The organism is Xylanimonas ulmi (genome assembly GCF_004216535.1).
GTDB lineage: Bacteria > Actinomycetota > Actinomycetes > Actinomycetales > Cellulomonadaceae > Xylanimonas > Xylanimonas ulmi.
In genome coordinates this window covers 3,791,156-3,813,255 of sequence record NZ_SGWX01000001.1, presented here as the reverse complement: position 1 = coordinate 3,813,255, position 22,100 = coordinate 3,791,156, and the positions used below count along the sequence as shown (strand labels likewise).

Below are 22,100 nucleotides of genomic sequence, written 5' to 3'. Positions count from 1 at the left end.
GCTCGCGCCCGCCCGCCCGTGGGCGGGCGGGCGAAGTCGCTTTAGATCTCGTCGATGCTGGACGCGGCGTTGGGCCGGCGGGAGAGGTCGATGCCGAGCTCCTCCGCGGCGCGGTACACCTCGTCGTCGGACTCCTTCATCTCGATGGAGGAGCCGTCCGAGGACAGGACCTCCACGTTCAGGCAGAGCGACTGCATCTCCTTCAGGAGCACCTTGAAGGACTCCGGGATGCCCGAGTCGGGGATGTTCTCGCCCTTGACGATCGCCTCGTAGACCTTGACGCGGCCGGGGACGTCGTCGGACTTGATGGTGAGCAGCTCCTGGAGCGTGTAGGCCGCGCCGTACGCCTCCAGGGCCCACACCTCCATCTCGCCGAAGCGCTGGCCGCCGAACTGGGCCTTACCGCCCAGCGGCTGCTGCGTGATCATCGAGTACGGACCGGTCGAGCGCGCGTGGATCTTGTCGTCGACCAGGTGGTGCAGCTTGAGGATGTACATGTAGCCGACCGAGACCGGGTCCGGGAACGGCTCACCCGAGCGGCCGTCGAACAGGAACGCCTTGCCGGGCTGGCCGGGCTGTCCGTGCGGGCCGTCGTCGCCGACCATGCGGTCGCCGTCGCGGTTGGGGAGGGTCGACTTGAGCAGACCCTGCAGCGCGACCTCCTCCAGACCGTCGAAGACGGGCGTGGCGACGGTGGTGTTCGGCGCGCCCTGACGCACGTGCGCCAGAACCTTGCCGTCATCGTCCTTGGGCAGGTGGTCGATCCACTCGGCGCCCTGCTCCTCGGCCTGGGTGATGTCCCAGCCGCGCGAGGCGACCCACCCCAGGTGGGTCTCGAGCACCTGGCCGACGTTCATACGGCCGGGCACGCCCAGCGGGTTGAGGATGACGTCGACCGGCGTGCCGTCAGGCAGGAACGGCATGTCCTCCTGCGGCAGGATCTTCGAGATGACGCCCTTGTTGCCGTGACGGCCCGCGAGCTTGTCGCCCACGGTGATCTTGCGGCGCTGGGCGATGTACACGCGCACGAGCTGGTTGACGCCGGCGGGCAGCTCGTCGCCGTCCTCGCGGTTGAACTCGCGCACGCCGATGACCGTGCCGGACTCGCCGTGGGGCACCTTGAGCGAGGTGTCGCGCACCTCGCGGGCCTTCTCGCCGAAGATGGCGCGCAGCAGGCGCTCCTCGGGGGTCAGCTCGGTCTCACCCTTCGGGGTGACCTTGCCGACCAGCACGTCGCCGGCCCCGACCTCGGCGCCGATGCGGATGATGCCGCGCTCGTCGAGGTCGGCCAGGACGTCCTCGGAGACGTTCGGGATGTCCCGCGTGATCTCCTCCGGGCCGAGCTTGGTGTCGCGCGCGTCGACCTCGTGCTCCTCGATGTGGATCGAGGACAGCACGTCGTCCTCGATGAGGCGCTGCGACAGGATGATGGCGTCCTCGTAGTTGTGGCCCTCCCACGACATGAACGCCACGAGCAGGTTGCGCCCGAGCGCGAGCTCGCCCTCGTCGGTCGCGGGGCCGTCGGCCAGGACCGAGCCCGGCTTGACGCGCTGGCCCTCGTCGACGATGACGCGCTGGTTGTAGCTCGTGCCCTGGTTGGAGCGCACGAACTTCGCGATGCGGTACGACGACGTCGTCGCGTCGTCGTTGGCCACGAGCACCAGGTCGGCCGAGACCTCGGTGACGACGCCGGCCTTGGTGGCCACCACGACGTCGCCCGCGTCGATCGCCGCACGGCGCTCCATGCCCGTGCCGACGCGCGGCTGGTCGGAGCGCACCAGCGGCACCGCCTGGCGCTGCATGTTGGCGCCCATGAGCGCGCGGTTGGCGTCGTCGTGCTCGAGGAACGGGATCAGCGCGGTGGCGACCGAGACCATCTGGCGCGGGGAGACGTCGATGTAGTCGACCTCGCCCACCGGGACGTCGGAGGTCTCCCCGCCCTTGACGCGCACCAGGACGCGCGACTCCTGGAAATGGGCGTCCGCGGTCAGCGGGGTGTTGGCCTGCGCGATGACGTAGCGGTCCTCGTCGTCGGCCGTGAGGTAGTCGATCTGGTCGGTGACCTGGCCGTCGACGACCTTGCGGTACGGCGTCTCGATGAAGCCGAACGGGTTGATGCGCCCGAACGACGCGAGCGAGCCGATCAGGCCGATGTTCGGGCCCTCAGGGGTCTCGATCGGGCACATGCGCCCGTAGTGCGACGGGTGGACGTCACGGACCTCCATGCCGGCGCGGTCACGCGACAGACCGCCCGGGCCGAGCGCGTTGAGGCGGCGCTTGTGCGTCAGACCCGCGAGCGGGTTGTTCTGGTCCATGAACTGCGACAGCTGCGAGGTGCCGAAGAACTCGCGGATCGAGGCCACCACGGGGCGGATGTTGATCAGCGTCTGCGGCGTGATGGCCTCGACGTCCTGCGTCGTCATGCGCTCGCGCACCACGCGCTCCATGCGCGACAGGCCCGTGCGCACCTGGTTCTGGATGAGCTCGCCGACGGCGCGGATGCGGCGGTTGCCGAAGTGGTCGATGTCGTCGGTCTCGACGCGCACCTCCACGGCCTCACCGTTGCGCGTGCCCGGCAGGTTCACGACGTCGGCGTGCAGCGCGGCCAGGTACTTGATGGTCGCGACGATGTCCTCGCGCTTGAGCGTCGAGTCCGTCAGCGGCGCGTCCAGGCCGAGCTTCTTCGACACCTTGTAGCGGCCGACCTTGGCCAGGTCGTAGCGCTTGGGGTTGAAGTAGAAGTTCTCCAGCAGCGCGCGGCCGGCCTCGACCGTGGGCGGCTCGCCCGGGCGGATCTTGCGGTACAGGTCGACCAGGGCCTCGTCCGCGGTGTGGACGTGGTCCTTCTCGAGCGTGTCGAGCACGGCCGGGAACTGCGCGAACTCCTCGCGGATCTCCGCCTCGGTCATGCCGAGCGCCTTGAGCAGCACCGTGACGGACTGCTTGCGCTTGCGGTCGACGCGCACGCCGACGGCGTCACGCTTGTCGATCTCGAACTCGAGCCAGGCGCCGCGCGAGGGGATGATCTTGGCCGAGAAGACGTCCTTGTCCGACGTCTTGTCGGGGGTGCGCTCGAAGTACACGCCCGGCGAGCGGACGAGCTGGGAGACGACGACGCGCTCGGTGCCGTTGATGATGAACGTGCCGCGCGGGGTCATGAGCGGGAAGTCGCCCATGAAGACCGTCTGCGACTTGATCTCGCCGGTCGTGTAGTTGACGAACTCGGCCGTGACGAACAGCGGCGCCGCGTAGGTGAAGTCCTTCTCCTTGCACTCCTCGGCCGTGTACTTCGGCGGCTCGAAGCGGTGGTTGGAGAACGAGAGCGACATCGACTGACCGAAGTCCTCGATCGGCGAGATCTCCTCGAAGATCTCCTCCAGACCCGAGGTGGCCGGCACCGCGGACGAGGCGGCGGCCACCCGGGCACGCCACGCCTCGTTGCCGAGGAGCCAGTCGAAGCTCTCGGTCTGCAGGCCGAGGAGGTCAGGAACCTCGAGCGGCTCGTAGATCTTGGCGAAGGAGACGCGGCGGGAGGCGGTGCGGTTCGCGATAGCGTCGGCGGACGGAGCAGAAGGGGTGCGCGAGGCAGCCAAGAGGGGTCCTTCCCTGCAGTTCGATGGCACGCTGTACGCTTCGTGAGCCCTGCACGAATCCTTCCGGGCACCGGGCGTCGGGAGCGACGGCGCGGAGAGTTCCGCACCGCGCGCGGCGGCGGCAGGTGGTGGTCGAGGAAGGCGAGGAGGGCACACGCGAGCGCAAAGCGCTAGCATAGTCGGCCCTGACCGCTTTGTCCAAGGCACGAGGGCGCGCCTACAGACGCCAAGCCGGGCCGGTCATTGTCGGCGCGAGGTCGGTGTGACCGAACTCGCAGACCGGGAGGGTACGAGGCGTTGTCTCGGTGGCCGCCATATGCCGCCCAAGCAATGCTTCCTGTCAAACAGGTTTCCCGGGATTCTACCCCGGTGACGACGAGGCCCCGTCCCCACCGCGGTGGGGACGGGGCCTCGTCCGTGAGGTCACGCGGCCAGTGCCGCGAGCGTCACTTGAGCTCGACGCTGGCGCCGGCGCCCTCGAGCTGAGCCTTGGCCTTCTCGGCCGTCTCCTTGTTGACGTGCTCCAGGACGGGCTTGGGGGCGCCGTCGACGAGGTCCTTGGCCTCCTTCAGGCCGAGCGACGTCAGAGCACGCACCTCCTTGATGACCTGGATCTTCTTGTCACCGGCGGCGGTGAGGATGACGTCGAACTCGTCCTTCTCCTCCTCGGCGGCGGCCTCACCGGCGCCACCCGCGGGGGCGGCGACCGCGACGGCGGCGGGGGCGGCGGCGGTGACCTCGAAGGTCTCCTCGAAGGCCTTGACGAACTCCGACAGCTCGATGAGGGTCAGACCCTTGAACTGCTCGATGAGCTCCTCGGTGCTGAGCTTCGCCATGATGGCGTTCCTTTCGTTCACGCTTCTTGGCGCCTGTGACGCCCGTCAGAAGCAAAGGGGGTTGGGTGGGTTCGCTGCGGTCCGCGGAGCGGATCAGGCAGCGGCCGACTCCTGCTTCTGACGCAGGGCATCGATGACGCGTGCGGCCTGGGCGGTGTTCGCGGTGAAGACGTAGGCAGCCTGGAAGAGCTTGGCCTTCATCGCGCCGGCCGCCTTGGCCAGCAGGACCTCGCGGGACTCGAGGTCCGCGAGCTTGGTGACCTCTGCGGCGGTCAGGGCGCGCCCGTCGAGGACACCACCCTTGATGACCAGAGCAGGGTTCGCCTTGGCGAAGTCACGCAGACCCTTCGCGGCCTCGACCGGGTCACCGGTCACGAACGCGATGGCGGACGGGCCCTTGAGGTCGGCGTCGAGACCCTCGACACCCGCCTCCTTGGCCGCGATCTGGGTGAGCGTGTTCTTCACCACGGCGTAGGTTGCGTTGCCGCCGAGCGACCGACGCAGCTCCTTGAGCTGCTTGACGGTGAGCCCGCGGTACTCGGTCAGCACGGCCGCGTTGGACTCGCGGAACTTGTCCGCAACCTCCGCGACAGCGGCTGCCTTGTCCGGCCTCGCCATGGCAATCCTTCCGATGGTGGTGCCACCGGCTCCAGGATGGCGAAGCCCCGGGAGACGAGAAGAGCCCCGGCACAGGCGCACCGGGGCTCGAAGAGCGTGATGTCACCTGCGCGGGCCCCCGCGTCTGCGGAGCTTCGGTCAATGACCACCCACCGGGAGAGCCTGAGCTCAGGAGGGCAGCCGGAGACGACCGGCGGTCTTGGGTTACCTGGACACAGTACAGCACCCGCGACAGAACCCGGAAACCGCGCCCGGGCGACGTACCTCACAGCGCCAACGGCCCGAAGCAGACCAACGGCGCCGGCTCGGGCTCGGGCGCCGTCGCCGCCGCGAGCGCCGCCGCGGGCCGCAGCCCCTCGCGCAGTGCGGCGTGCAGCCGTGGCATGACCCGCACGGCGGCCTCGTCGCGCAGCGGGGCGACGGCCGCGACCACGGCGCTGGCGCCGTGGCGCAGCAGCACGCTCGCAAAGCCCAGCGCCTCTCCCCCGACGTCGAGGGTCGAGCGTCCGAGCTCGCACGCCGAGAGCACGACGACCGCGCCCGTCAGGTCCACGCCGTCGAGCTCGTGGGCGTACAGGGGCCCGTCGGCCAGGCGCAGCGAGGAGAACATCGCGTTGTCGGGCACGTGACCGCCGTGCGCCGCCAGGTGCACGACGGCGGCGCGCCCGAACGCGTCGAGCGCCGCCGTCGTCGTCGCCTGCGCCCCACGCAGCAGGCGCGCGCCGGGCCAGCGCGCGGCGACCGCCGCGGCCTCGCCCACCGCGCCGTCGGTGCCCGGCCCCGCCAGCACGACGACGCCGCCTGGGCGCGCCCGCCCGCCCGAGCGCACGTCGACGCGGTCGCCCACCCACGTGCAGCGGCCCACCCGCGACGGCAGCGTCGACCAGGGCAGCGTCAGCAGCCGCCCGCGCGCCGCGACGTGCAGACGCCCCTCCACCTCCAACGGCGCGACCAGCAGCGCGTCGAGCCGGGCGAGGGTGCGCGCGAGCGAGGCGTGGGCGACGTCGCGCAGCGCGGCGGGGATGAGGGTGTTGGCCACGACCGTCAGGTCGGCGTGCGCGCGCTGCGCCAGCTCGCTCACCTCGTCCAGCGGGGCCAGGCGCCGCAGCGACTGCCCGCGGGCGTCGAGGCGGACCACGAACACGCTGCCGGCCATCGCGACGTAGGAGGCCACGACAGGCGCCCCGGCCTCCTCGTCCGCGCGCCGCAGCGCCGCGCGCAGCGACCGCGCCGTCGTCGGCTGGACCAGGCGGCGCTGGCCCTCGACCTGCCAGGATCGCTCGCGCGCCGCGGCCTGCAGGCGGCGCACCTGCACCAGGTGCTGGCGGCGGGCGCGGGCGGCCTCGGGCGCCGTGCTCGTGCCCAGCGCGGTGGCCGCGCGCTGCTCGGAGCGCGCCTGGCCGAGCAGCGCGGCCAGCTCGGGGTCGTCGGGCGGGACGACGCGCGCCGCGCCGGCCGCCGTCGCGCGGCCGCGCTCCAGCGCGTCGAACACCGCGGCGCCGTCGCCCGTGGCGCGCGCCGCCTCCAGGTCGACGAGGTTGAGCCTCATGGCCAGGACGCCGCTGGCGGCCACGGCCTCGACCGACCCCAGGCCGCGGTGGGCCGCCAGCACACGCTGGCCCTGGCGCACGGCGCGCACTCCCGCGCCGCGCTCACCCGAGGCGTAGGCGAGGCGCGCGACCACGGCCGCCCGCGCGACGCGCACCGCCAGCGGCGCGGTCGTCAGGTCGGCGGGCACACCGTCCAGGTCGCGGCGCGCCCCGGCGAGGTCGCCCGCGAGCGTCGACCACTCGGCGGCCGCCAGCAGCGCGGGGTAGGTCACGGTCATGCGCCCGACGACGCCGGTGTCGCCCGCGGCCGCGAGCCGGGCCGCCGCCGCGGCCCGGCGGCGCAGCGTCGCGCGTGGCGCGCGGGTGCGCGTCCACCGGTCGGCCCCCAGCAGGGCCTCCAGCTCGACGACCTGGGCGCGCAGGGCCCAGGCGACGTTGCCGACGCGCGTGAACGCCGCGGCGGCCGCGTGCGCGGCGGCCCGCGCCCGCTCGTGCTCCTGCGCGTCGAGCAGGCAGCGGGCCAGCTCCAGCCGCGTCTCGGCGACCAGGGCGACGTCGGCCCCCTCCGACTCGCCGCGTGCCACCGCGCTCGACAGCACGGCGACGGCGTCGCCGACCAGACCCGCCGCGGCCAGCACCCGCGCGCGGTCCAGCAGGGTCACGGCCTCGTCGAGCCCGCCCGCGGCCGCCGACATCTCGCGCAGCGCGCGCGGCAGGTCACCCTGCAGGTACAGCGCGTAGCCCAGGCTGTGCCGCGCCAGCGCCGTCAGACCCGCGTGACGCAGGCGCTGGCCGTAGGACACGGCGAGCGTGAGGTCGCCGATGGCGGCCTCGACGCGCCCTCGCTCGACGCGCAGCGCCCCGCGGTGCAGCAGCACGACCCCGAGCTCGACGCTCGGGTCCGCCCCAGGTCGCGGGACCACGGCCCCCAGTGCCGCCAGCGCCTCGTCGAGCCGCCCCGCGCTCAGCAGGAGCAGGCCGCGCCGGCCGCGCACCGCCTGCAACTCGTCGGACCGGCCCTCACGCGCGCACCGCCGCTCGTCCGCGTCGAGCGCCGCGAGCGCGGCCGCCAGGTCGCGGCCGTCCCCGTGGCCGTGCGCGATCCCCCACCAGGAACGCTCCAGGGCCTCGACCACGGCCCGAGAGTACGTCCGCGCCCGCCCCCGGCGGGAGGGGGTCCATCACGCCGGGCGACGGGTTCACCCGGGGATCAGCGCCGCCGGGCGCCGCTCACAGCTCGACCACCGGCGTCAGCACAGGCGCGTCCTGGCCCTCGGGACGCACCAGCAGGCTTGCGGGCCCGCGCTCCACCACGTCGAACGAGAACCGCCCGTCGGCGTCGGCGCGGGTGACGCGGTCACCGCCCGGCTGACGCAGCTCCACCGTCAGCGCCGCCGCGGGGGCGAGCCAGCCGTCGATGCGCACCAGGCCGGCGTCGGCCGCCGACAGCGCGACCATCACGGTCAGTGAGTCGTGCGTGAAGGTGATGGTGCGGGCCTCCACGGGTGTGGTCTCACCGCGCACGGCGCCGGCGAGCGGGTGGACCTCGCGCATCGACATCGTCTCGACGTCGGCGGCGAGGGCCGCGAGCGTCATCGCGAACAGCGACCGCTCGGCCAGGCCCTCGGGCACGGGGTCGAGCGCCCTCGTGGCGCGCGCCACCCGGTCAAGGACCGCGACGTCCTCGCGGTCGAGCAGGGCGTCCTCGCTGTACCTCAGATGGCTCATGGGCCCTCCCCCATGTCGTCGAGGACGGTGCGCAGCTTGGCCAAGCACCGTCCCCGGGTCGCTCCGATGCTGCCCACGGGCATGCCGATGGCGGTCGAGATCATCCGGTAGTCCGGCCGGTCCGCGAGTGAGACGAGCCGCAGCAGCTCCTGGCACCGCTCGGGCAGGCGCTCCAGCGCCCGCCACACCGCGCGGTCGCGCTCCGCCGTCAGCACGTGCGCGTCCGGGCCGGGCTGCGGGTCGCGCAGCGTGACCGGCGAGTCGGGCGCGTCGTCGGGCAGGTCGGCGCGACGGCGCTGGTCCTCGCGCGAGCGGCGCACCGCCTCCCAGGCCGCCCGGCGCGCCGTGACCAGCAGCCACTTGAGCACCGCGTGCGGCTCGGCGATCGTGTGCGCGTTGCGCACCAGCGCGGCCCACACCGACTGCACGACGTCGTCGGCCGTGTCGCGGTCGACTCCCTGCGCGCGCACCGTGTGCCACAGCAGCGGAGTGGCCTCGTGCACCAGGGCCGTCAACGCCTGCGTGCGCCCCTGGCGGTACTCCAGCAGGGCGTGCGCGCCGCGGTCGCCCAGCGTGCCCGCGGCGCGGGCGACGGCGTCGTCGGCCGCGGTGGCGTCCTCGCCGTGCGGCTCGTCGGGGACGGCGTCGTCGGTGGTCATCGTGCCCTCGCGCGGTCGTGGCGGCGCCCTCAGGCTCCCTCCTGAACGGGACGAGCCTAGGGCCCGTGAGGCGTCGCCGACGGCGTCGAGCCGCCCGTCTGACGGCATTTCACCCCTCCCGCCCTCGCGGCATTGCTGTCACGGGTCAGGAGGCGCCGGGCCGCCTCCTGATACAGCGCACGGCGAGCCCGAGCGGGTGAGATGCCCCACGGGCACATCGAAGGGCCTGCGCCCACCGCCGCGAGCGTGTCGCGGTGGCGGGCGCAGGCCCTTCGTGGGACGTGCCGAGGCGCCGACTCAGGCGGCGGTCTCCTCGGTGAGCCTCGTCGTGCGCGACGGGTCGACCGGGATGCCCGGGCCCATCGTGGTCGAGACGGTCGCCTTGGTCAGGTAGCGGCCCTTCGACGTCGACGGCTTGAGGCGCAGCACCTCGTCGAGCGCCGCGGCGTAGTTCTCCACCAGCTGCTTCTCGTCGAACGAGACCTTGCCGATGATGAAGTGGAGGTTCGCGTGCTTGTCGACGCGGAACTCGATCTTGCCGCCCTTGATCTCGGTCACGGCCTTGGTGACGTCCATCGTGACCGTGCCGGTCTTGGGGTTCGGCATCAGGCCGCGGGGGCCCAGCACCTTGCCCAGACGACCGACCTTGCCCATGAGGTCCGGGGTCGCCACAGCCGAGTCGAAGTCCGTGAACCCGCCCGCGACGCGCGCGATGAGGTCGTCGCCGCCCACGATGTCGGCGCCGGCGGCCAGGGCCTCCTCGGCCTTGGGGCCGTTCGCGAACACCAGGACGCGGGCGGTCTTGCCCGTGCCGTGCGGCAGGTTGACCGTGCCGCGGACCATCTGGTCCGCCTTGCGCGGGTCGACGCCGAGGCGGAAGGCGACCTCGACGGTGGCGTCGTACTTAGTCGTCGACGTCTCCTTGGCCAGACGCACCGCGTCGAGCGGGGCGTAGAGCGCGTCGGCGTCGATCTTCTCGGCGGCGGCCCGGTAGGCCTTGCTGTGCTTCGCCATGATGGCTTTCTCCTTGAGTGGTCGTAGCGGGCCGAAGCCCTGCCACAGGGGTTGTCTCGCGGGTGGTCTCTCGACCACCCGTGGGGGTGACTCAGAGGTCGGTGGTGATGCCCATCGAACGCGCCGTGCCGGCCACGATCTTCATCGCGGCGTCGATGTCGTTCGCGTTGAGGTCCTCCATCTTGGTCTGCGCGATCTCACGCACCTGGTCGGCGGTGAGCGAGGCGACCTTGACGGTGTGCGGCGTGGCGGAGCCCTTGGCGACGCCCGCGGCCTTCTTGATGAGCTCGGCGGCCGGCGGCGTCTTGGTGATGAAGGTGAACGAGCGGTCCTCGTACACCGTGATCTCGACGGGCACGACGTTGCCGCGCTGCGACTCGGTCGCCGCGTTGTACGCCTTGCAGAACTCCATGATGTTCACGCCGTGCTGACCGAGCGCGGGGCCGATCGGCGGGGCGGGCGTGGCCGCACCGGCGTTGATCTGGAGCTTGATGAGGCCGGAGACCTTCTTCTTGGGAGGCATGTGCTTCCCCTTTCCTGTTCGTGGTCCGACGCCGTGGGCGATGAACCGGTTGCATGCCGAAGCCCGCGGACTGCTCCGCGGGCCGTCGACGCCGTCGGGCGACTAGATCTTGGCGACCTGGTTGAACGACAGCTCGACCGGGGTCTCCCGGCCGAAGATGGAGACGAGGACCTTGAGCTTCTGGGCCTCGACGTTGATCTCGGAGATCGTGGCGGGCAGCGTGTCGAACGGGCCGTCGGTGACGGTGACCGACTCGCCCACCTCGAAGTCGACCAGGACGGTGGCCTGCGACTTGGCGCCCGCCGTGGAGGCCTTGCCCGCCGTGGCGGCGGGAGCCTCGAGCATCGTCGGGGCGAGCATCGAGAACACCTCGTCGAGCGTCAGCGGCACCGGCTGGTGCGTGTGGCCCACGAAGCCCGTCACGCCCGGCGTGTGGCGCACGGCGCCCCACGACTCGTCGGTGAGGTCCATGCGGACGAGGACGTAACCGGGGATGCGCACGCGGCGGACGGTCTTCTTCTGCGCGTTCTTGATCTCGGTCACCTCCTCCATCGGGACCTCGATCTGGAAGATGTAGTCCTCCATGTTCAGGCTCTGGATGCGGTTCTCCAGGTTGGCCTTCACGCGGTTCTCGTAGCCCGCGTAGGAGTGGATGACGTACCAGTCGCCCATCTGCGAGCGCAGCGTGCGCTTGAACTCCGCGGCGGGGTCGGCGATCTCGGGGGACTCGTCCTCGCCGGTCTCCTCGCCCGCATCCTCGTCGGTCTCGGCGTCGGCCTCGTCGGCCGCGGCGTCGTCGTCTGCCGCGTCGGCCTCGTCAGCCGCGGCGAGCGCCGTCTCGGCCTCCTCGACCTGCTCGGGCGCGTCCGCGGGCGCGTCGATGTCCGCCTCCACGCCCTCGACGGGCTCGGCGACGTCGACGTTCTCCTGGTCCAGAGGCTCCTGGGACACGAACGAACCTGCTTTCGACTTCTCGATGGGTATTGCCGGGATGCGCAGGCTCAGCCGAGCAGGGCGAAGACGCCCAGCCCGATGAGGTAGTCCAGCACTCCCACGAAGGCCATGACGATCACGACGAACACGAGCACGACACCCGTGTAGGTCAGCAGCTCCTGGCGGGTCGGGGAGACGACCTTCTTGAGCTCGGCGACCACCTGGCGCACGAACAGCACGATGCGGGCGAAGAGGCCCTTGCGACCCTCTCGGTCGCGCGCCTCGGCTCCCCCGGTCTGAACGGCTCCGGTCGACTCGCTCACTCGTCCAACCTCGTACTTCCGACGGCGTCCGCGCCGCCTGCCGGCGACGCGGGACGGCACTGACACCTGGCGTACCGAGGCCGCGGGGACCCCTGGCAGGGTAGACAGGACTCGAACCTGCAACCTGCGGTTTTGGAGACCGCTGCGCTGCCAATTGCGCCACTACCCTTTGCGACCGACGGCGTGCCCCGCCGCGCGCCCCGAAGGGCGCGGACCAGCATGGCGGCCGTCAACCACCGAGGGACCACTGTACGCGACCGCGGACCCTGGGTCGAACCGCCAGCGGCCGACCGGTCGCAGCGCGCCGGGTCCCGCGCCCGAGGCGCGCTCACCGCGCCGATGCGAGACTGCGGGCGTGCGCGACCTCACCCGGCTGCCCAAGGCCCACCTGCACCTGCACTTCACGGGGTCGATGAGCGTGCCCACGCTGCGCGAGATCGCCGCGACGCGCGGGGTGCGCGTGCCGCCCGCGCTGCTCGACGGCGACCCGCTGCGCGTCCCGGCGACCCAACGCGGATGGTTCCGCTTCCAGCGCCTGTACGACGCGGCGCGCGCGTGCGTGCGGTCCGAGGGCGATATGCGCCGCATCGTCGACGAGGCCGCGGCCGCCGACGCCGCCGAGGGCTCGGTCCGCCTCGAACTCCAGGTCGACCCGACCTCGTACGCGCCGTTCGTGGGCGGCATCACGCCCGCGGTCGAGATCGTGCTCGACGCCGCCCGGACCGCGAGCGCCGCGCACGGCCTCGAGGTCGCCGTCGTCGTCGCCGCCAGCCGCACGCGCCACCCGCTCGACGCGCGCACGCTCGCGCGGCTGGCCGCGCGGTACGCGGGACAGGGCCCGGGCGAGGTGGTCGGGTTCGGGCTGAGCAACGACGAGCGGTCCGGGGACACGCAGGCGTTCGCGCGCGCCTTCCGCATCGCGCGTGACGCGGGGCTCGCCTCGGTGCCGCACGGCGGCGAGCTGCTCGGACCTGAGCACGTGGACACGGTGCTCACGACGCTGCGGCCCGACCGCCTGGGGCACGGCGTCCGGGCGAGCGAGGACCCGGCGACGTTGGACGACGTCGTCGCGCGCGGCGTCGCGCTCGAAGTCTGCCCAGCCTCGAACGTGGGCCTGGGCGTCTACCCCGACACCGCCCACGTGCCGTTGCGCACGCTCGTCGACGCCGGAGCGATCGTCGCGCTCGGGGCCGACGACCCTTTGTTGTTCGGCACGCGCCTGGTCGCGCAGTACGAGGCCGCGCGCAGCGCGCACGGGTTCGACGACGCGGCGCTCGCGGACCTGGCCCGGTCCTCGATCCGCGCGAGCCGGGCGTCCGAGGGCAGCAAATGGCGGATGCTCGCGGGCGTCGACTCCTGGCTCGCCGAGCCCGCGCCCGGAGACGACGAGGCGCCCGCATAAGTCACGAACCGGTGACGATCGACGCCTGGCCGGGCCTGGCGTGAGCCTGTCCGGGCACGCTGGGCACACGATGGAAGGCCGAGAGACAGGCGAGAGGAAGCACGCTTCGATGGGTCACCGCGGGCACGGCACAACACGCACGGACCCGCGGGTCCAGGCGAAGGCCTGGCTGCGCCGGGCGCTCGCCGCGGGGCTCGTCACAGCCCTCGCGGCGTGCGCCTGGCCGGGCGAGGGCGCGACGCACGGCGCCGCGCCGGCCCCGAGCTCGTCGTCCGCCACCCCGCTCCCCACCACGGCCACCCCACCGACGCCCGACGCGTCGGCGTCGGCGTCCGCCGAGCCCGACCCCTCGCAGTCCCCCTCGGACACGCCGTCCGACACGCCGAGCGGCGAGGCGGGCGGCGAGCCGGGCGCCGAGACCAGCGACCCGGAGCCGACCGCCGAGCCGGAGCCCGAGCCAGAGCCAGAGCCGGAGCCCGAGTACGTCGGGCGCGGCTCGACGGGCCCCGAGGTGCTCGCGCTCCAGGAGCGCCTGCGCGACCTCGGCTACGGCTTCGTCGACCCCGACGGCGTGTACGGGTCGGCCACGCTTCAGGCGGTCTGGGCGTTCCAGAAGGCGGCCGGCCTGGCGCGCGACGGCGTGATCGGCCCGCAGACGCAGGCGGCGCTCGACGCGGGCCACCGCCCGGCGCCGCGCTCGACGTCGGGCCACGTGGTCGAGATCGACATCGACCGTCAGATCCTCCTGGCCGTGGACGACGGCCACGTCACCAAGGTCATCAACGCATCCTCGGGCAACGGCAAGCCGTATGAGGCCCTCGGCCGCCAGTACGTCGCCCGCACCCCGCGCGGCACGTTCCAGGTGTACATGCAGGACGACGGCATGCACGCCTCGACGCTCGAACTCGGGGACATGTGGCGGCCCAAGTACTTCACCGGCGGGATCGCGGTGCACGGCTCGGGGTCGATCCCGCCCTATCCCGCCTCGCACGGGTGCGTGCGCGTGTCGAACGGGGCCATGAACTGGCTGTGGGACTCGTGGGGAATGCCGATCGGGACGACGGTCCTGGTCTACTGACCGGCCTCGCGCGTCAGAGGCTGACGCCCACGAGCACCGGCTCGGGCTCGAGCTCGATCCCGAAGGCGTCGAGCACGCCGTCGCGCAGCACGCGCGCGAGGGCGACGACGTCGTCGGCCGAGGCGCCACCCCGATTGGTCAGCGCGAGCGTGTGCTTGGTCGAGAGCGTCGCGCGGCTGTCCGGACCTGACACCCCGAAGCCCTTGTCGAACCCGGCGCGGGCGATGAGCCAGGCCGCGCTCGTCTTGATCAGCGACGCATCGACGGCGCCGAGGCTCGGGCCCGTGGTCGCGGCGGGCCGGGCGGAGCGGACCGGGTAGCGCGGAGCGTCGGGCGGCAGCAGGTCCGCCTGCTCGGCGGGCACGACGGGGTTGGTGAAGAACGAGCCGGCCGACCACCGGTCGTGGTCGGCGCCGGGCGCCGAGCCGAACCGGCCGTCCTGCAGCATGCCCTTGCCCGCGCGCAGCTCCAGGACCGCATCACGCACCGCCGTCGACGGGGCCCGCTCGCCGACGTCGACACCGAGCCGCGCGGCGAGCTCCCCGTACCCGATCGGCGCCGAGAGCGTGCCCAGGCGCATCTGGAACGTCACGTCGAGAACCACGTAGCGCGGCGTCGGGAACCACGGCGCCTGCGGGTCGTCCTGCGAGGGCATGCCGCGCATCGAGCGCTTGAGCACCGAGGTGCGGTAGCCGAAGCCCAGCTCGCCGACCGCGAAGGTGCGCACGCGGCCCTTGAGCCGATCCCAGGTCCGCACTGTCGACAGCGCGCCCGCGACCTCCTGGCCGTACGCGCCGATGTTCTGCACGGGCGCGGCGCCCACGGTGCCCGGGATGCCCGACAGCGCTTCGAGGCCCACCCAGCCCTGCTCGACCGACGCCGCGACGACGTCGTCCCAGTCCTGCCCGCCGACGGCCGAGACGCTCGCGCCGCCGCACGTGTCCGCGGAGTCGAGCGTGAAGCCGGTGCGCAGGTCGCGCACGACGACGCCGCCGAAGCCCTCGTCGGACACCAGCAGGTTGGAGCCGCCGCCGACGACCAACAGCGGCTGACCGGCGTCGTCGGCGGCGAGGACGGTGTCGATGAGTTCGGCTTCGGTCGTCGCCTCGACGTACGCGTCGGCGGGACCGCCCACGCGCAGCGTCGTCAACTCGGCCAGGGCGGGGGCGACGGTGGAGATGCTCACCGAGCCAGACTAGGAGATTGCGCGAGCGGCCGTTCGGTGTGGCGGGCCTGCGCGAGCGACGGGCGCGCGATCGGGTCGCGGGTGATCCCCCGTTGCGGGATCGGGGCAGGGCGTCCCGGCGCCGGGGCACGGGGAGCCGCCGAGGGCTCGCGCGCGGATCACGGCGGGATGAATGGTGTCGCGGGATGAGCGGTGACCTGGTCATTCGTACAGGTGTTCGAATAGACTGGCCTCATGGTCGAGGACGGTGCGGGAGACGTGGCGGGAGACGTGGCGGGCGCGAGCCGATCCCACGCCCGCACCGACACGCCCGAGGTGGGCAACTCCCCTGCGCCCCTCGGCGCTCCCGAGGCCGTCAACTCTCCCGCGCTCGGCGCGCGGCCTTCCGGTCCGAACCCTGTCGCCGCGACCGGCGCGCCGACCCCTGAGCCGCTTCGGGCCGAGGTGCGTGCGCGCCTGGCGGCGCTCGCGCCGGCGCCGATCGAGGACGACGGATCGTTCGCGTCACGGCTGCCGGGCCGTCCCGGCCTCGTCAACTCGCTGCTGGGCCGTTCGCCCCTCGACCCCGCCGCCCGGAGCTGGCCCGAGCCTTGCCCGTCGTTGCCGTCGGACGCGAGGAGCCTGCTCCAGGTGCGCGGGGCGGTCGGGATGAGCGACCTGGACGAGACGGTGGAGGCGATCGCCGAGGTGCGCTCGCGGGTCAACGCGCTCGAGGCCCTCGAAGGAGTGCTGCTGGAGCGGGCGCGCAGGCAGGCGCTGCGTGCCGAGGACCTGCTGGCGGAGCACGGCCCGATGCTCCGCGCGGCGGGCACGACCCGGCGCGCCGACCTGGCCCGGCGGGCAGTGGTCGCCGAGATCGCGTTGGGCACCCACCAGGGCGAACAGGTCATCGGCGCACGGATGTGCGCGGCTCAGGCGCTGGCCGCCCGGGCACCGCGCACCCTGACGGCGGCCCTGTCGGGGCGGGCCGCGTGGGCGAACGCCTCCAAGGTCGCCGAGACGGTCGCAGAACTGAACGAGCGAGCCGCGGCGCGCCTGGACGAGGCCGTCGCACCCGCCGCCACCCGCCAGAACACGCGCACGTTCGCCCGCACGGTGCGCCGCGCGCGCGAACGCGTCTGCCCCACCCCGCCCGAGGTCCGCCACCAGGAGGCCGCGACCAAACGCGGGGTGTGGACCGACCCCGCGCGCGACGGCATGGCCTATCTGACCCTGTTCGCACCCGCGCCGGCCGTCTGCGCGATCAAAGACCGCCTGACCACCGTCGCCCGCGCCGCCCGCGCCCAGGGCGATGGGCGCACCCTGACACAGTTGCGCTCCGACGTCGCCTGCGCCCTCCTGCTGGACGACGGCACCCTCGACCTCTCCGCCGCCAGCGCTGTCAACACCGCCAGCGCCGTCACGGCCGCCGGCGCCGTCACGGCCGCCGGCGCCGTCACGGCCGCCGGCGCCGTCGCCAACCCCGCCCTCGGGCCGGACACCGGGCACGCCCTCGACCACGCGAGCGCGGCTCGCGCCTCGACACGCGATGTGGAGTTCGGCGACACGGACGTCCACCTGGCCCGTATCGCTCGGTCGGTGCGGCCCAAGATCTACGTCACCGTCCCCGTGCTGACCTTGTTGGGCCGGACGGACGAGCCCGCGCTGCTCGACGGGACCATCCCGATCGACCCGCAGACCGCACGCGAGCTGGCCGGTGTGGCCACCTCGTTCACGCGCCTGCTGACCCACCCCCACACCGGCAGGGTCCTCGCAGTCGGAGTCGAGGCCTACCGGCCCCCAGCCGACCTACGCCACTACGTCAAGGTTCGCGACACGACATGTCGCTTCCCCGGTTGCACCCGACCCGCCGCCACCGCCGACACGGACCACACCCTCGCCCACGCCCTCGGCGGCCCCACCGCGCCCGACAACCTCGCCCACTTGTGCCGCCACCACCACGTCCTCAAGCACCAAACCCGCTTCGCCGTCCGTCAAGACGACGACGAGGGCACCCTGACATGGACCACGCCGACCGGGCACACGCACACCACCCACCCCGCGCCAGCGCCCACCACCATCCACGACAGACGGCCGCAGCCCGCCGCCCTCCCCCCGCCCGACCCCGAGCCCGACCCGCCACCACCTGCCCTCGACGACCCCCACCCCGACCTCGCCGGCATGCCACCTCGCCACCTCGCCACCACGACCCGGACGACTTCGGCGACCCCGACGACCCCGACGACCCCGACAACCTCGGCGACCTCGGCGACCTCGGCGACCCACCCTTCTGACCAGCACACTCGCTCGCAGGCGCCTGAGAGTCGCAAGCGACACGCGGAAAGGAGGACCGAGGGACGCGCGACGAGTGCGCCCACCACGGTGCGCCCATCACGCTGCGACGACCTGCTCGGGCCGGTGCCGCCGCGGTGGACGCCGCAAAGTCCCACCACGCGGGGCTCGTCCGCCACACGGGCTCCATGACCACAGCCGCAAGCACCTCCACGCGGGGCTCGTCCGCATGGGCTGCATGAGCACGACCGCAAGCAAGCGAGCCTCCCCAGGAGCCCAGGAGCCCGAGGAGCCTGTGCCTGCCTCGTGAGCGATCCCGGCGCCCCTCGCCGCTCGCCCCTCGCCCCTCGCCCCTCGCCCCTCGCCCCTCGCTCCTCGCTCCTCGCTCCGGTAGACGGTCCCGCGCTCCGGCGCGGCCAGGGATCGCGCGGCGACCCCGGCGAAACCCGGTGTCTGGGGTCAGGCGCCGCGGGGACCCTACGTGTGCGAGGTCGGGGCGCTCGGAGCGATCGGGCGGGCGCTGCCCGCGAACGCCAGGCCGATCACCACCGGCAGCGCGATGACGGCCAGCGCGTGGCGGTAGCCGACGTGGTCCGCGGCGAAACCGATGAGCGCCGGACCGGCAAAGAACGCCGCATACCCGATGGTCGAGACGACCGCGACGCGCATCGCCGCGCGGCGCGGGTCGTCGGACGCCGCCGACATGCCGAGCGGGAAGCCCAACGCGGCCGCCGCGCCCCACACGAGGCTGCCCGCGAGCGCAAGCCACAGCCAGGGCGCGAACGCGAACGCACCCACCCCGACGAGCGCCGCGGCCGAGCTGGCCCGCAGGACCGCGACCCGACCGAAGCGGTCGATGAGCGAGGTCCCCGCCAAGCGGGTGAGGGTCATCGCCGTCAGGAACAGCGCGAGGCCGAACGCGCCCGTGGCCTGCGAGGCGCCGAACCCGTCGACGAGCGCCAGGCCGGTCCAGTCGTTCGCGGCGCCCTCGGTCAGCGCCGCGGCGAGCACGACGACACCGACCAACAGGGTGCGCGACTCGCGCCACGCGGCGAGCGTGTCGCGCAGGCCGTGCGCGGGCGCGGCCTGCGCAGGGTCGGCGCCCGACGCCGCGAGCACGGGCTCGGGGGCGGCGTGCGGCGTCGGCAGGAAGCCGCGCACACCGACGGCCGCCGCCGTCGTCGTGATCGCGACGCCGGCGCCCATGTGCCAGACGAATGACACGCCCGCGTGTGCGACCAGCGCGCCGACGCCCGCGGCCACCACCGTGCCGAGTGAGAAGCCCGCGTGGAAGCGCGGCATGATCGCGCGCCCCAAGCGCTGCTCGACGACGGCGCCCTCGAGGTTCATCGCCGCATCCCACACCCCGTAGCCGACCCCGGCGACGGCCAGGCCGATCCGCACGGCGAGCGGGCTCACCGTGCCCACGCCGACGCACACCAGCGTGTATCCCGCGGCCGCGATGAGCGCGAAGGTGAGCACGGCGCGGGCAGCGCCGAGACGCGAGGTGATCAGACCCGACAGGGGCAGGGCCGCGACCGAGCCGACCGCGCCCGTGAGCAGCAGCAGGCCCATCTGGCTGCCCGAGAATCCCAGGGCGTCGCGCACGGCGGGCACGCGCGAGGCCCACGTGGCGAACGTCGCGCCGTTCGCGGCGAAGACCAGGAACACCGCCCACGCGGCGCGCACGGCTCGGCGGGTGGCGGCGTCGTCGCCGGGACGCGAGGGGCTCATGCTCACCACCCGACGGTCCCCGACGCCGGGCGTCTCGTCAAATCGTTTCGCAGCGCCATGGCGTCGGCGCCCGGTAGGCTCGCGCCACGCCCGCGACCACTCGCCCCGCCGACCGGCCGAGGCCACAGCGGCCGCGAGCCGCACTGACGCCGCACTGACAGGAGACGTGATGGCCCGCAGCGCCACCGGCCGCCCCACACTGGCCCGGGTCGCCGAGCACGCGGGGGTGTCGGTCTCGACGGCCTCGCTCGCGTTCTCCGGCGCCGGGCCCATCACACCCGAGACACGCGAGCGCGTGCTGACCGCAGCCGCGGCGCTGGGCTACTCCGGACCCAACCCGCTGGGCCGTCAGCTGCGCTCGGGCCGCTCGGGCATCGTGGGCGTGGTCATCGGCGACAAGCCCGGACGCGCGTTCCGCGATCCGGTCTCGGTCCAGGTGCTCGACGGACTCATGCAGGTGTTGGGCGAGCGTGGACTCGGCGTGCTGCTCGTGCCCGGGATCTCCCCGGCCGGCCCGACGCCCAGTGACGAGGTCGCGCCCGTCGACCCGCTGGTCGAGTCCGCCGCGATGGACGTCGCCATCCTCGTCTGGGGTGTGCTGAGCGACGACCCGAACCTCCTGGCGCTGCAGCGGCGGGGCGTGCGCATCGTCGTCGGCGAGGGCCGCGAGGTCCCGGACGCTCCCCTCGTGCGCATCGAGGACCGCAGCGGGGCCGCCGAGGCGATCCGGCACCTGGTCGACCTCGGGCACACGCGCATCGCCGAGATCACCCTGCCGTTCGGCCGCGGCGAGCGGTCCGGCCCCGTCGACGCCGAACGCCTGGCGTGCGCCGACCGCACGCCCACCCACAACCGTCTGGCGGGGGTGCGCGACGTCGTCGAGCCCGTGATCTCGTGGGAGACGCCCGCCTCGCTCGTCGAGCACGGCCGCGACGCCGCGATCGAGATCCTCGGCCAGTGGGTTCCGGCCTCACAGCGCCCGACGGCGATCTTCGCGCACTCCGACCTGCTGGCCGCGGGCGCGGTGATCGCCGCGCGCGAGCTCGGCCTGCGCGTCCCGCAGGACGTGTCGATCGCAGGGTTCGACGGGCTGGACCTGCCGTGGCTGTCACCCGACGTGCTCACAAGCGTGCACCAGCCGCTGCGCGAGAAGGGCGCGGCCCTGGGCGCCGCCGTCATCGGGCTGCTCGCGGGCGACGAGCCGCAGGTGCGGACGCTGCCGGTGCGGCTGGTCCAGGGGACGACGACGGGGCCGGCCCCGCACCAGTAGGCGTCCCTGCGGGCGGTGGTCTCGACAGGCTCGACCGGCAGAGGCGACCAGCAGCGGGGTCGACCGGCGCCGGAGCCGTGCTCTAGAGGCGGACGAGCGCCTGGGCCTTGCCCAGCACGCGGGCGCCCTCGAACGTGACCGTCAGGTCGATCCGAGCGGTGCGCGCCGCGGCGTCGAGCGCGCCGACCGTGGCGGTGACCTCGACGGCGGCGACGCCGTCGGCGGGCACGGGCACGGGCCGTGTGAAGCGGGTCTGGTAGTCGATCACGGCCCCGGGATCGCCGGCCCAGTCCTCGACGACGCCGACGGCGGCGCCCATCGTGAGCATGCCGTGGGCGATCACCGACGGCAGGCCGACACCCTGGGCGAACGCCTCGTCCCAGTGAATGCGGTTGAAGTCGCCGCTCGCCCCCGCGTAGCGCACCAGGCGCGGGCGGTCGAGCTCGATCGTGCGCTGTCCGACGACGTCGCCGACGGTGAGGGGCTCGAACGCGGGACGCTCAGCGGTCACTGGTCCTCCCCCCGCACGGCAAGCGTCGAGACGACGGTCGCGACGGGCTCGGCGCCGCCGTCACGCAGCGCGGCGATCTCGCAGCGCGTGGTGACCATCGCCAGGCCCGCCCGGTGCGTGACGCCGTCCACGTGCAGCACCGTGACCAGGTCGTCACCGGCGACGATCGGGCGATGGTGGGTGAAGCGCTCGTCGGCGTGCACCACGCGGGAGAAGTCGATCCGCGCCGCCGGGTCCTGGATGTACTGCGCCTCAGCGCGCTGTGCCACGACGACCGCAAAGGTCGCGGGCGCGACCAGATCCGAATAGCCGAAACCCCGCGCCGCTTCGATGTCGAAGTGGGCGGGGTGCCGGGCGCCGACCGCCGCCGCGAACTCGCGGAGCCTCTCGCGCCCCACGGAGTACGGCGCGGTGGCCGGGTACTCGCGCCCCGTGAACGCGGGGTCGGGCAGCGCGTCGGTCATTCTCGGTGAGGGGCGACCAGGCTCAGCGGGTCTCGCGGTGAGCCGTGTGCTTGCCGCAGCGCGGGCAGAACTTCGCCAACTCAAGACGGTCGGGGTCGTTGCGGCGGTTCTTCTTGGTGATGTAGTTCCGCTCCTTGCAGTCCACGCAGGCCAGCGTGATCTTGGGGCGGACGTCCGCGCTCTTGGAAGCCATGGTGAGTCACCTCTCGCGCCCCCGGTAGGCGCTACGTGCAAATCGGAGTCGGCGACGACGCCGGCCGTCGTGCCGCCGGGCCCATCAGGACCCTGGTCGAAGTGGTAGCGAGGGCGGGGCTCGAACCCGCGACCTCACGATTATGAGTCGTGCGCTCTGACCAGCTGAGCTACCCCGCCACAAACGTGACTTAACGCGAGGCCACCTGCCGTCT

Annotated in this window: 19 protein-coding genes and 2 tRNA genes; 4 read left to right on the top strand and 17 right to left on the bottom strand. The window is 73.3% G+C overall.

Annotated elements, in window-relative coordinates; translation table 11 throughout:
• Positions 1-41 precede the first annotated feature (41 nt).
• From rpoB to EV386_RS17380, 11 genes are all read right to left on the bottom strand, one after another.
• A complete protein-coding gene (gene rpoB / locus EV386_RS17430; protein WP_130416539.1) occupies positions 42-3,593 on the bottom strand; it encodes a DNA-directed RNA polymerase subunit beta in 3,552 nt (1,183 codons plus the stop codon).
• Positions 3,594-4,039: 446 nt separating this feature from the next.
• Entirely contained in the window at positions 4,040-4,429 is a 390-nt protein-coding gene (gene rplL, locus EV386_RS17425; RefSeq protein WP_130416538.1) for a 50S ribosomal protein L7/L12, read from the bottom strand.
• 93 nt (positions 4,430-4,522) lie between these two features.
• A complete protein-coding gene (gene rplJ, locus EV386_RS17420) occupies positions 4,523-5,047 on the bottom strand; it encodes a 50S ribosomal protein L10 (RefSeq protein ID WP_130416537.1) in 525 nt (174 codons plus the stop codon).
• Positions 5,048-5,312: 265 nt separating this feature from the next.
• Entirely contained in the window at positions 5,313-7,733 is a 2,421-nt protein-coding gene (locus EV386_RS17415) for a CHAT domain-containing protein (RefSeq protein ID WP_130416536.1), read from the bottom strand.
• A gap of 94 nt (positions 7,734-7,827) precedes the next feature.
• Entirely contained in the window at positions 7,828-8,325 is a 498-nt protein-coding gene (locus tag EV386_RS17410) for a carboxypeptidase-like regulatory domain-containing protein (RefSeq protein WP_130416535.1), read from the bottom strand.
• A complete protein-coding gene (locus tag EV386_RS17405) occupies positions 8,322-8,984 on the bottom strand; it encodes an RNA polymerase sigma factor (protein WP_130416534.1) in 663 nt (220 codons plus the stop codon). The genes EV386_RS17410 and EV386_RS17405 overlap by 4 nt, the downstream gene beginning before the upstream one ends.
• A gap of 297 nt (positions 8,985-9,281) precedes the next feature.
• On the bottom strand, positions 9,282-9,998 hold the full coding sequence (gene rplA, locus EV386_RS17400; RefSeq protein ID WP_130416533.1) for a 50S ribosomal protein L1: 717 nt from the start codon (positions 9,996-9,998) through the stop codon (positions 9,282-9,284).
• Positions 9,999-10,089: 91 nt separating this feature from the next.
• Positions 10,090-10,521, bottom strand: coding sequence for a 50S ribosomal protein L11 (gene rplK / locus EV386_RS17395; protein WP_130416532.1), 432 nt, complete (start codon positions 10,519-10,521; stop codon positions 10,090-10,092).
• A 102-nt stretch (positions 10,522-10,623) separates the two neighbouring features.
• Positions 10,624-11,472: a transcription termination/antitermination protein NusG gene (nusG, locus tag EV386_RS17390; RefSeq protein WP_130416531.1), complete on the bottom strand. Its 849-nt coding sequence runs from the start codon at positions 11,470-11,472 to the stop codon at positions 10,624-10,626.
• 50 nt (positions 11,473-11,522) lie between these two features.
• Positions 11,523-11,777, bottom strand: a complete 255-nt coding sequence (secE, locus tag EV386_RS17385) for a preprotein translocase subunit SecE (protein ID WP_130416530.1) — start codon at positions 11,775-11,777, stop codon at positions 11,523-11,525.
• A 93-nt stretch (positions 11,778-11,870) separates the two neighbouring features.
• Positions 11,871-11,946: transfer RNA gene (locus EV386_RS17380), tRNA-Trp, on the bottom strand.
• Positions 11,947-12,132: 186 nt separating this feature from the next.
• Here EV386_RS17380 and EV386_RS17375 point away from each other — a divergent pair.
• Together EV386_RS17375 and EV386_RS17370 are read left to right on the top strand one after the other, a co-directional pair.
• Positions 12,133-13,179: an adenosine deaminase gene (locus EV386_RS17375; protein WP_165399990.1), complete on the top strand. Its 1,047-nt coding sequence runs from the start codon at positions 12,133-12,135 to the stop codon at positions 13,177-13,179.
• Between the two features lie 109 nt (positions 13,180-13,288).
• Positions 13,289-14,257, top strand: coding sequence for a L,D-transpeptidase family protein (locus EV386_RS17370; protein ID WP_130416528.1), 969 nt, complete (start codon positions 13,289-13,291; stop codon positions 14,255-14,257).
• 13 nt (positions 14,258-14,270) lie between these two features.
• Here the strand turns inward: EV386_RS17370 and EV386_RS17365 are convergent, their stop codons facing one another.
• Positions 14,271-15,443, bottom strand: coding sequence for a UDP-N-acetylmuramate dehydrogenase (locus EV386_RS17365; RefSeq protein ID WP_130416527.1), 1,173 nt, complete (start codon positions 15,441-15,443; stop codon positions 14,271-14,273).
• Between the two features lie 234 nt (positions 15,444-15,677).
• Between EV386_RS17365 and EV386_RS17360 the strand changes: the two genes are divergently transcribed.
• Complete coding sequence (locus EV386_RS17360) at positions 15,678-17,906, top strand: HNH endonuclease signature motif containing protein (RefSeq protein WP_165399989.1); 2,229 nt, start codon at positions 15,678-15,680, stop codon at positions 17,904-17,906.
• Between the two features lie 285 nt (positions 17,907-18,191).
• Here the strand turns inward: EV386_RS17360 and EV386_RS17355 are convergent, their stop codons facing one another.
• Positions 18,192-19,448, bottom strand: a complete 1,257-nt coding sequence (locus EV386_RS17355; protein ID WP_130417022.1) for an MFS transporter — start codon at positions 19,446-19,448, stop codon at positions 18,192-18,194.
• A 169-nt stretch (positions 19,449-19,617) separates the two neighbouring features.
• Here EV386_RS17355 and EV386_RS17350 point away from each other — a divergent pair, with 169 nt between their 5' ends.
• Positions 19,618-20,718 (top strand): LacI family DNA-binding transcriptional regulator, encoded by a 1,101-nt coding sequence (locus tag EV386_RS17350; protein ID WP_130416525.1) that lies wholly within the window; start codon positions 19,618-19,620, stop codon positions 20,716-20,718.
• 82 nt (positions 20,719-20,800) lie between these two features.
• Here the strand turns inward: EV386_RS17350 and EV386_RS17345 are convergent, their stop codons facing one another.
• The 4 genes from EV386_RS17345 to EV386_RS17330 all read right to left on the bottom strand — a co-directional run bounded on the left by EV386_RS17345 (position 20,801) and on the right by EV386_RS17330 (position 22,065).
• Positions 20,801-21,229 (bottom strand): MaoC family dehydratase, encoded by a 429-nt coding sequence (locus EV386_RS17345; protein ID WP_130416524.1) that lies wholly within the window; start codon positions 21,227-21,229, stop codon positions 20,801-20,803.
• Positions 21,226-21,693 (bottom strand): FAS1-like dehydratase domain-containing protein, encoded by a 468-nt coding sequence (locus EV386_RS17340; protein WP_130416523.1) that lies wholly within the window; start codon positions 21,691-21,693, stop codon positions 21,226-21,228. Before EV386_RS17340 ends, EV386_RS17345 begins: the two co-directional genes overlap by 4 nt.
• 22 nt (positions 21,694-21,715) lie before the next feature.
• Positions 21,716-21,886 carry a 50S ribosomal protein L33 gene (gene rpmG / locus EV386_RS17335; protein ID WP_021482899.1) on the bottom strand — a complete coding sequence of 57 codons (171 nt, stop codon included), beginning with the start codon at positions 21,884-21,886 and terminating at the stop codon, positions 21,716-21,718.
• Between the two features lie 102 nt (positions 21,887-21,988).
• A tRNA-Met gene (locus EV386_RS17330) sits at positions 21,989-22,065 on the bottom strand.
• Between the last annotated feature and the right edge of the window lie 35 nt (positions 22,066-22,100).

Excerpts from the sequence above, each read along its gene's own strand:
- EV386_RS17405 (WP_130416534.1), bottom strand. The coding sequence starts at position 8,984 with ATGACCACCGACGACGCCGTCCCCGACGAGCCGCACGGCGAGGACGCC.
- rplL (WP_130416538.1), bottom strand. The coding sequence starts at position 4,429 with ATGGCGAAGCTCAGCACCGAGGAGCTCATCGAGCAGTTCAAGGGTCTG.
- EV386_RS17355 (WP_130417022.1), bottom strand. The coding sequence starts at position 19,448 with ATGAGCCCCTCGCGTCCCGGCGACGACGCCGCCACCCGCCGAGCCGTG.
- EV386_RS17340 (WP_130416523.1), bottom strand. The coding sequence starts at position 21,693 with ATGACCGACGCGCTGCCCGACCCCGCGTTCACGGGGCGCGAGTACCCG.
- EV386_RS17410 (WP_130416535.1), bottom strand. The coding sequence starts at position 8,325 with ATGAGCCATCTGAGGTACAGCGAGGACGCCCTGCTCGACCGCGAGGAC.
- rplA (WP_130416533.1), bottom strand. The coding sequence starts at position 9,998 with ATGGCGAAGCACAGCAAGGCCTACCGGGCCGCCGCCGAGAAGATCGAC.
- rplJ (WP_130416537.1), bottom strand. The coding sequence starts at position 5,047 with ATGGCGAGGCCGGACAAGGCAGCCGCTGTCGCGGAGGTTGCGGACAAG.
- rplK (WP_130416532.1), bottom strand. The coding sequence starts at position 10,521 with ATGCCTCCCAAGAAGAAGGTCTCCGGCCTCATCAAGCTCCAGATCAAC.
- EV386_RS17350 (WP_130416525.1), top strand. The coding sequence starts at position 19,618 with ATGGCCCGCAGCGCCACCGGCCGCCCCACACTGGCCCGGGTCGCCGAG.
- EV386_RS17360 (WP_165399989.1), top strand. The coding sequence starts at position 15,678 with ATGGTCGAGGACGGTGCGGGAGACGTGGCGGGAGACGTGGCGGGCGCG.
- rpmG (WP_021482899.1), bottom strand. The coding sequence starts at position 21,886 with ATGGCTTCCAAGAGCGCGGACGTCCGCCCCAAGATCACGCTGGCCTGC.
- EV386_RS17370 (WP_130416528.1), top strand. The coding sequence starts at position 13,289 with ATGGGTCACCGCGGGCACGGCACAACACGCACGGACCCGCGGGTCCAG.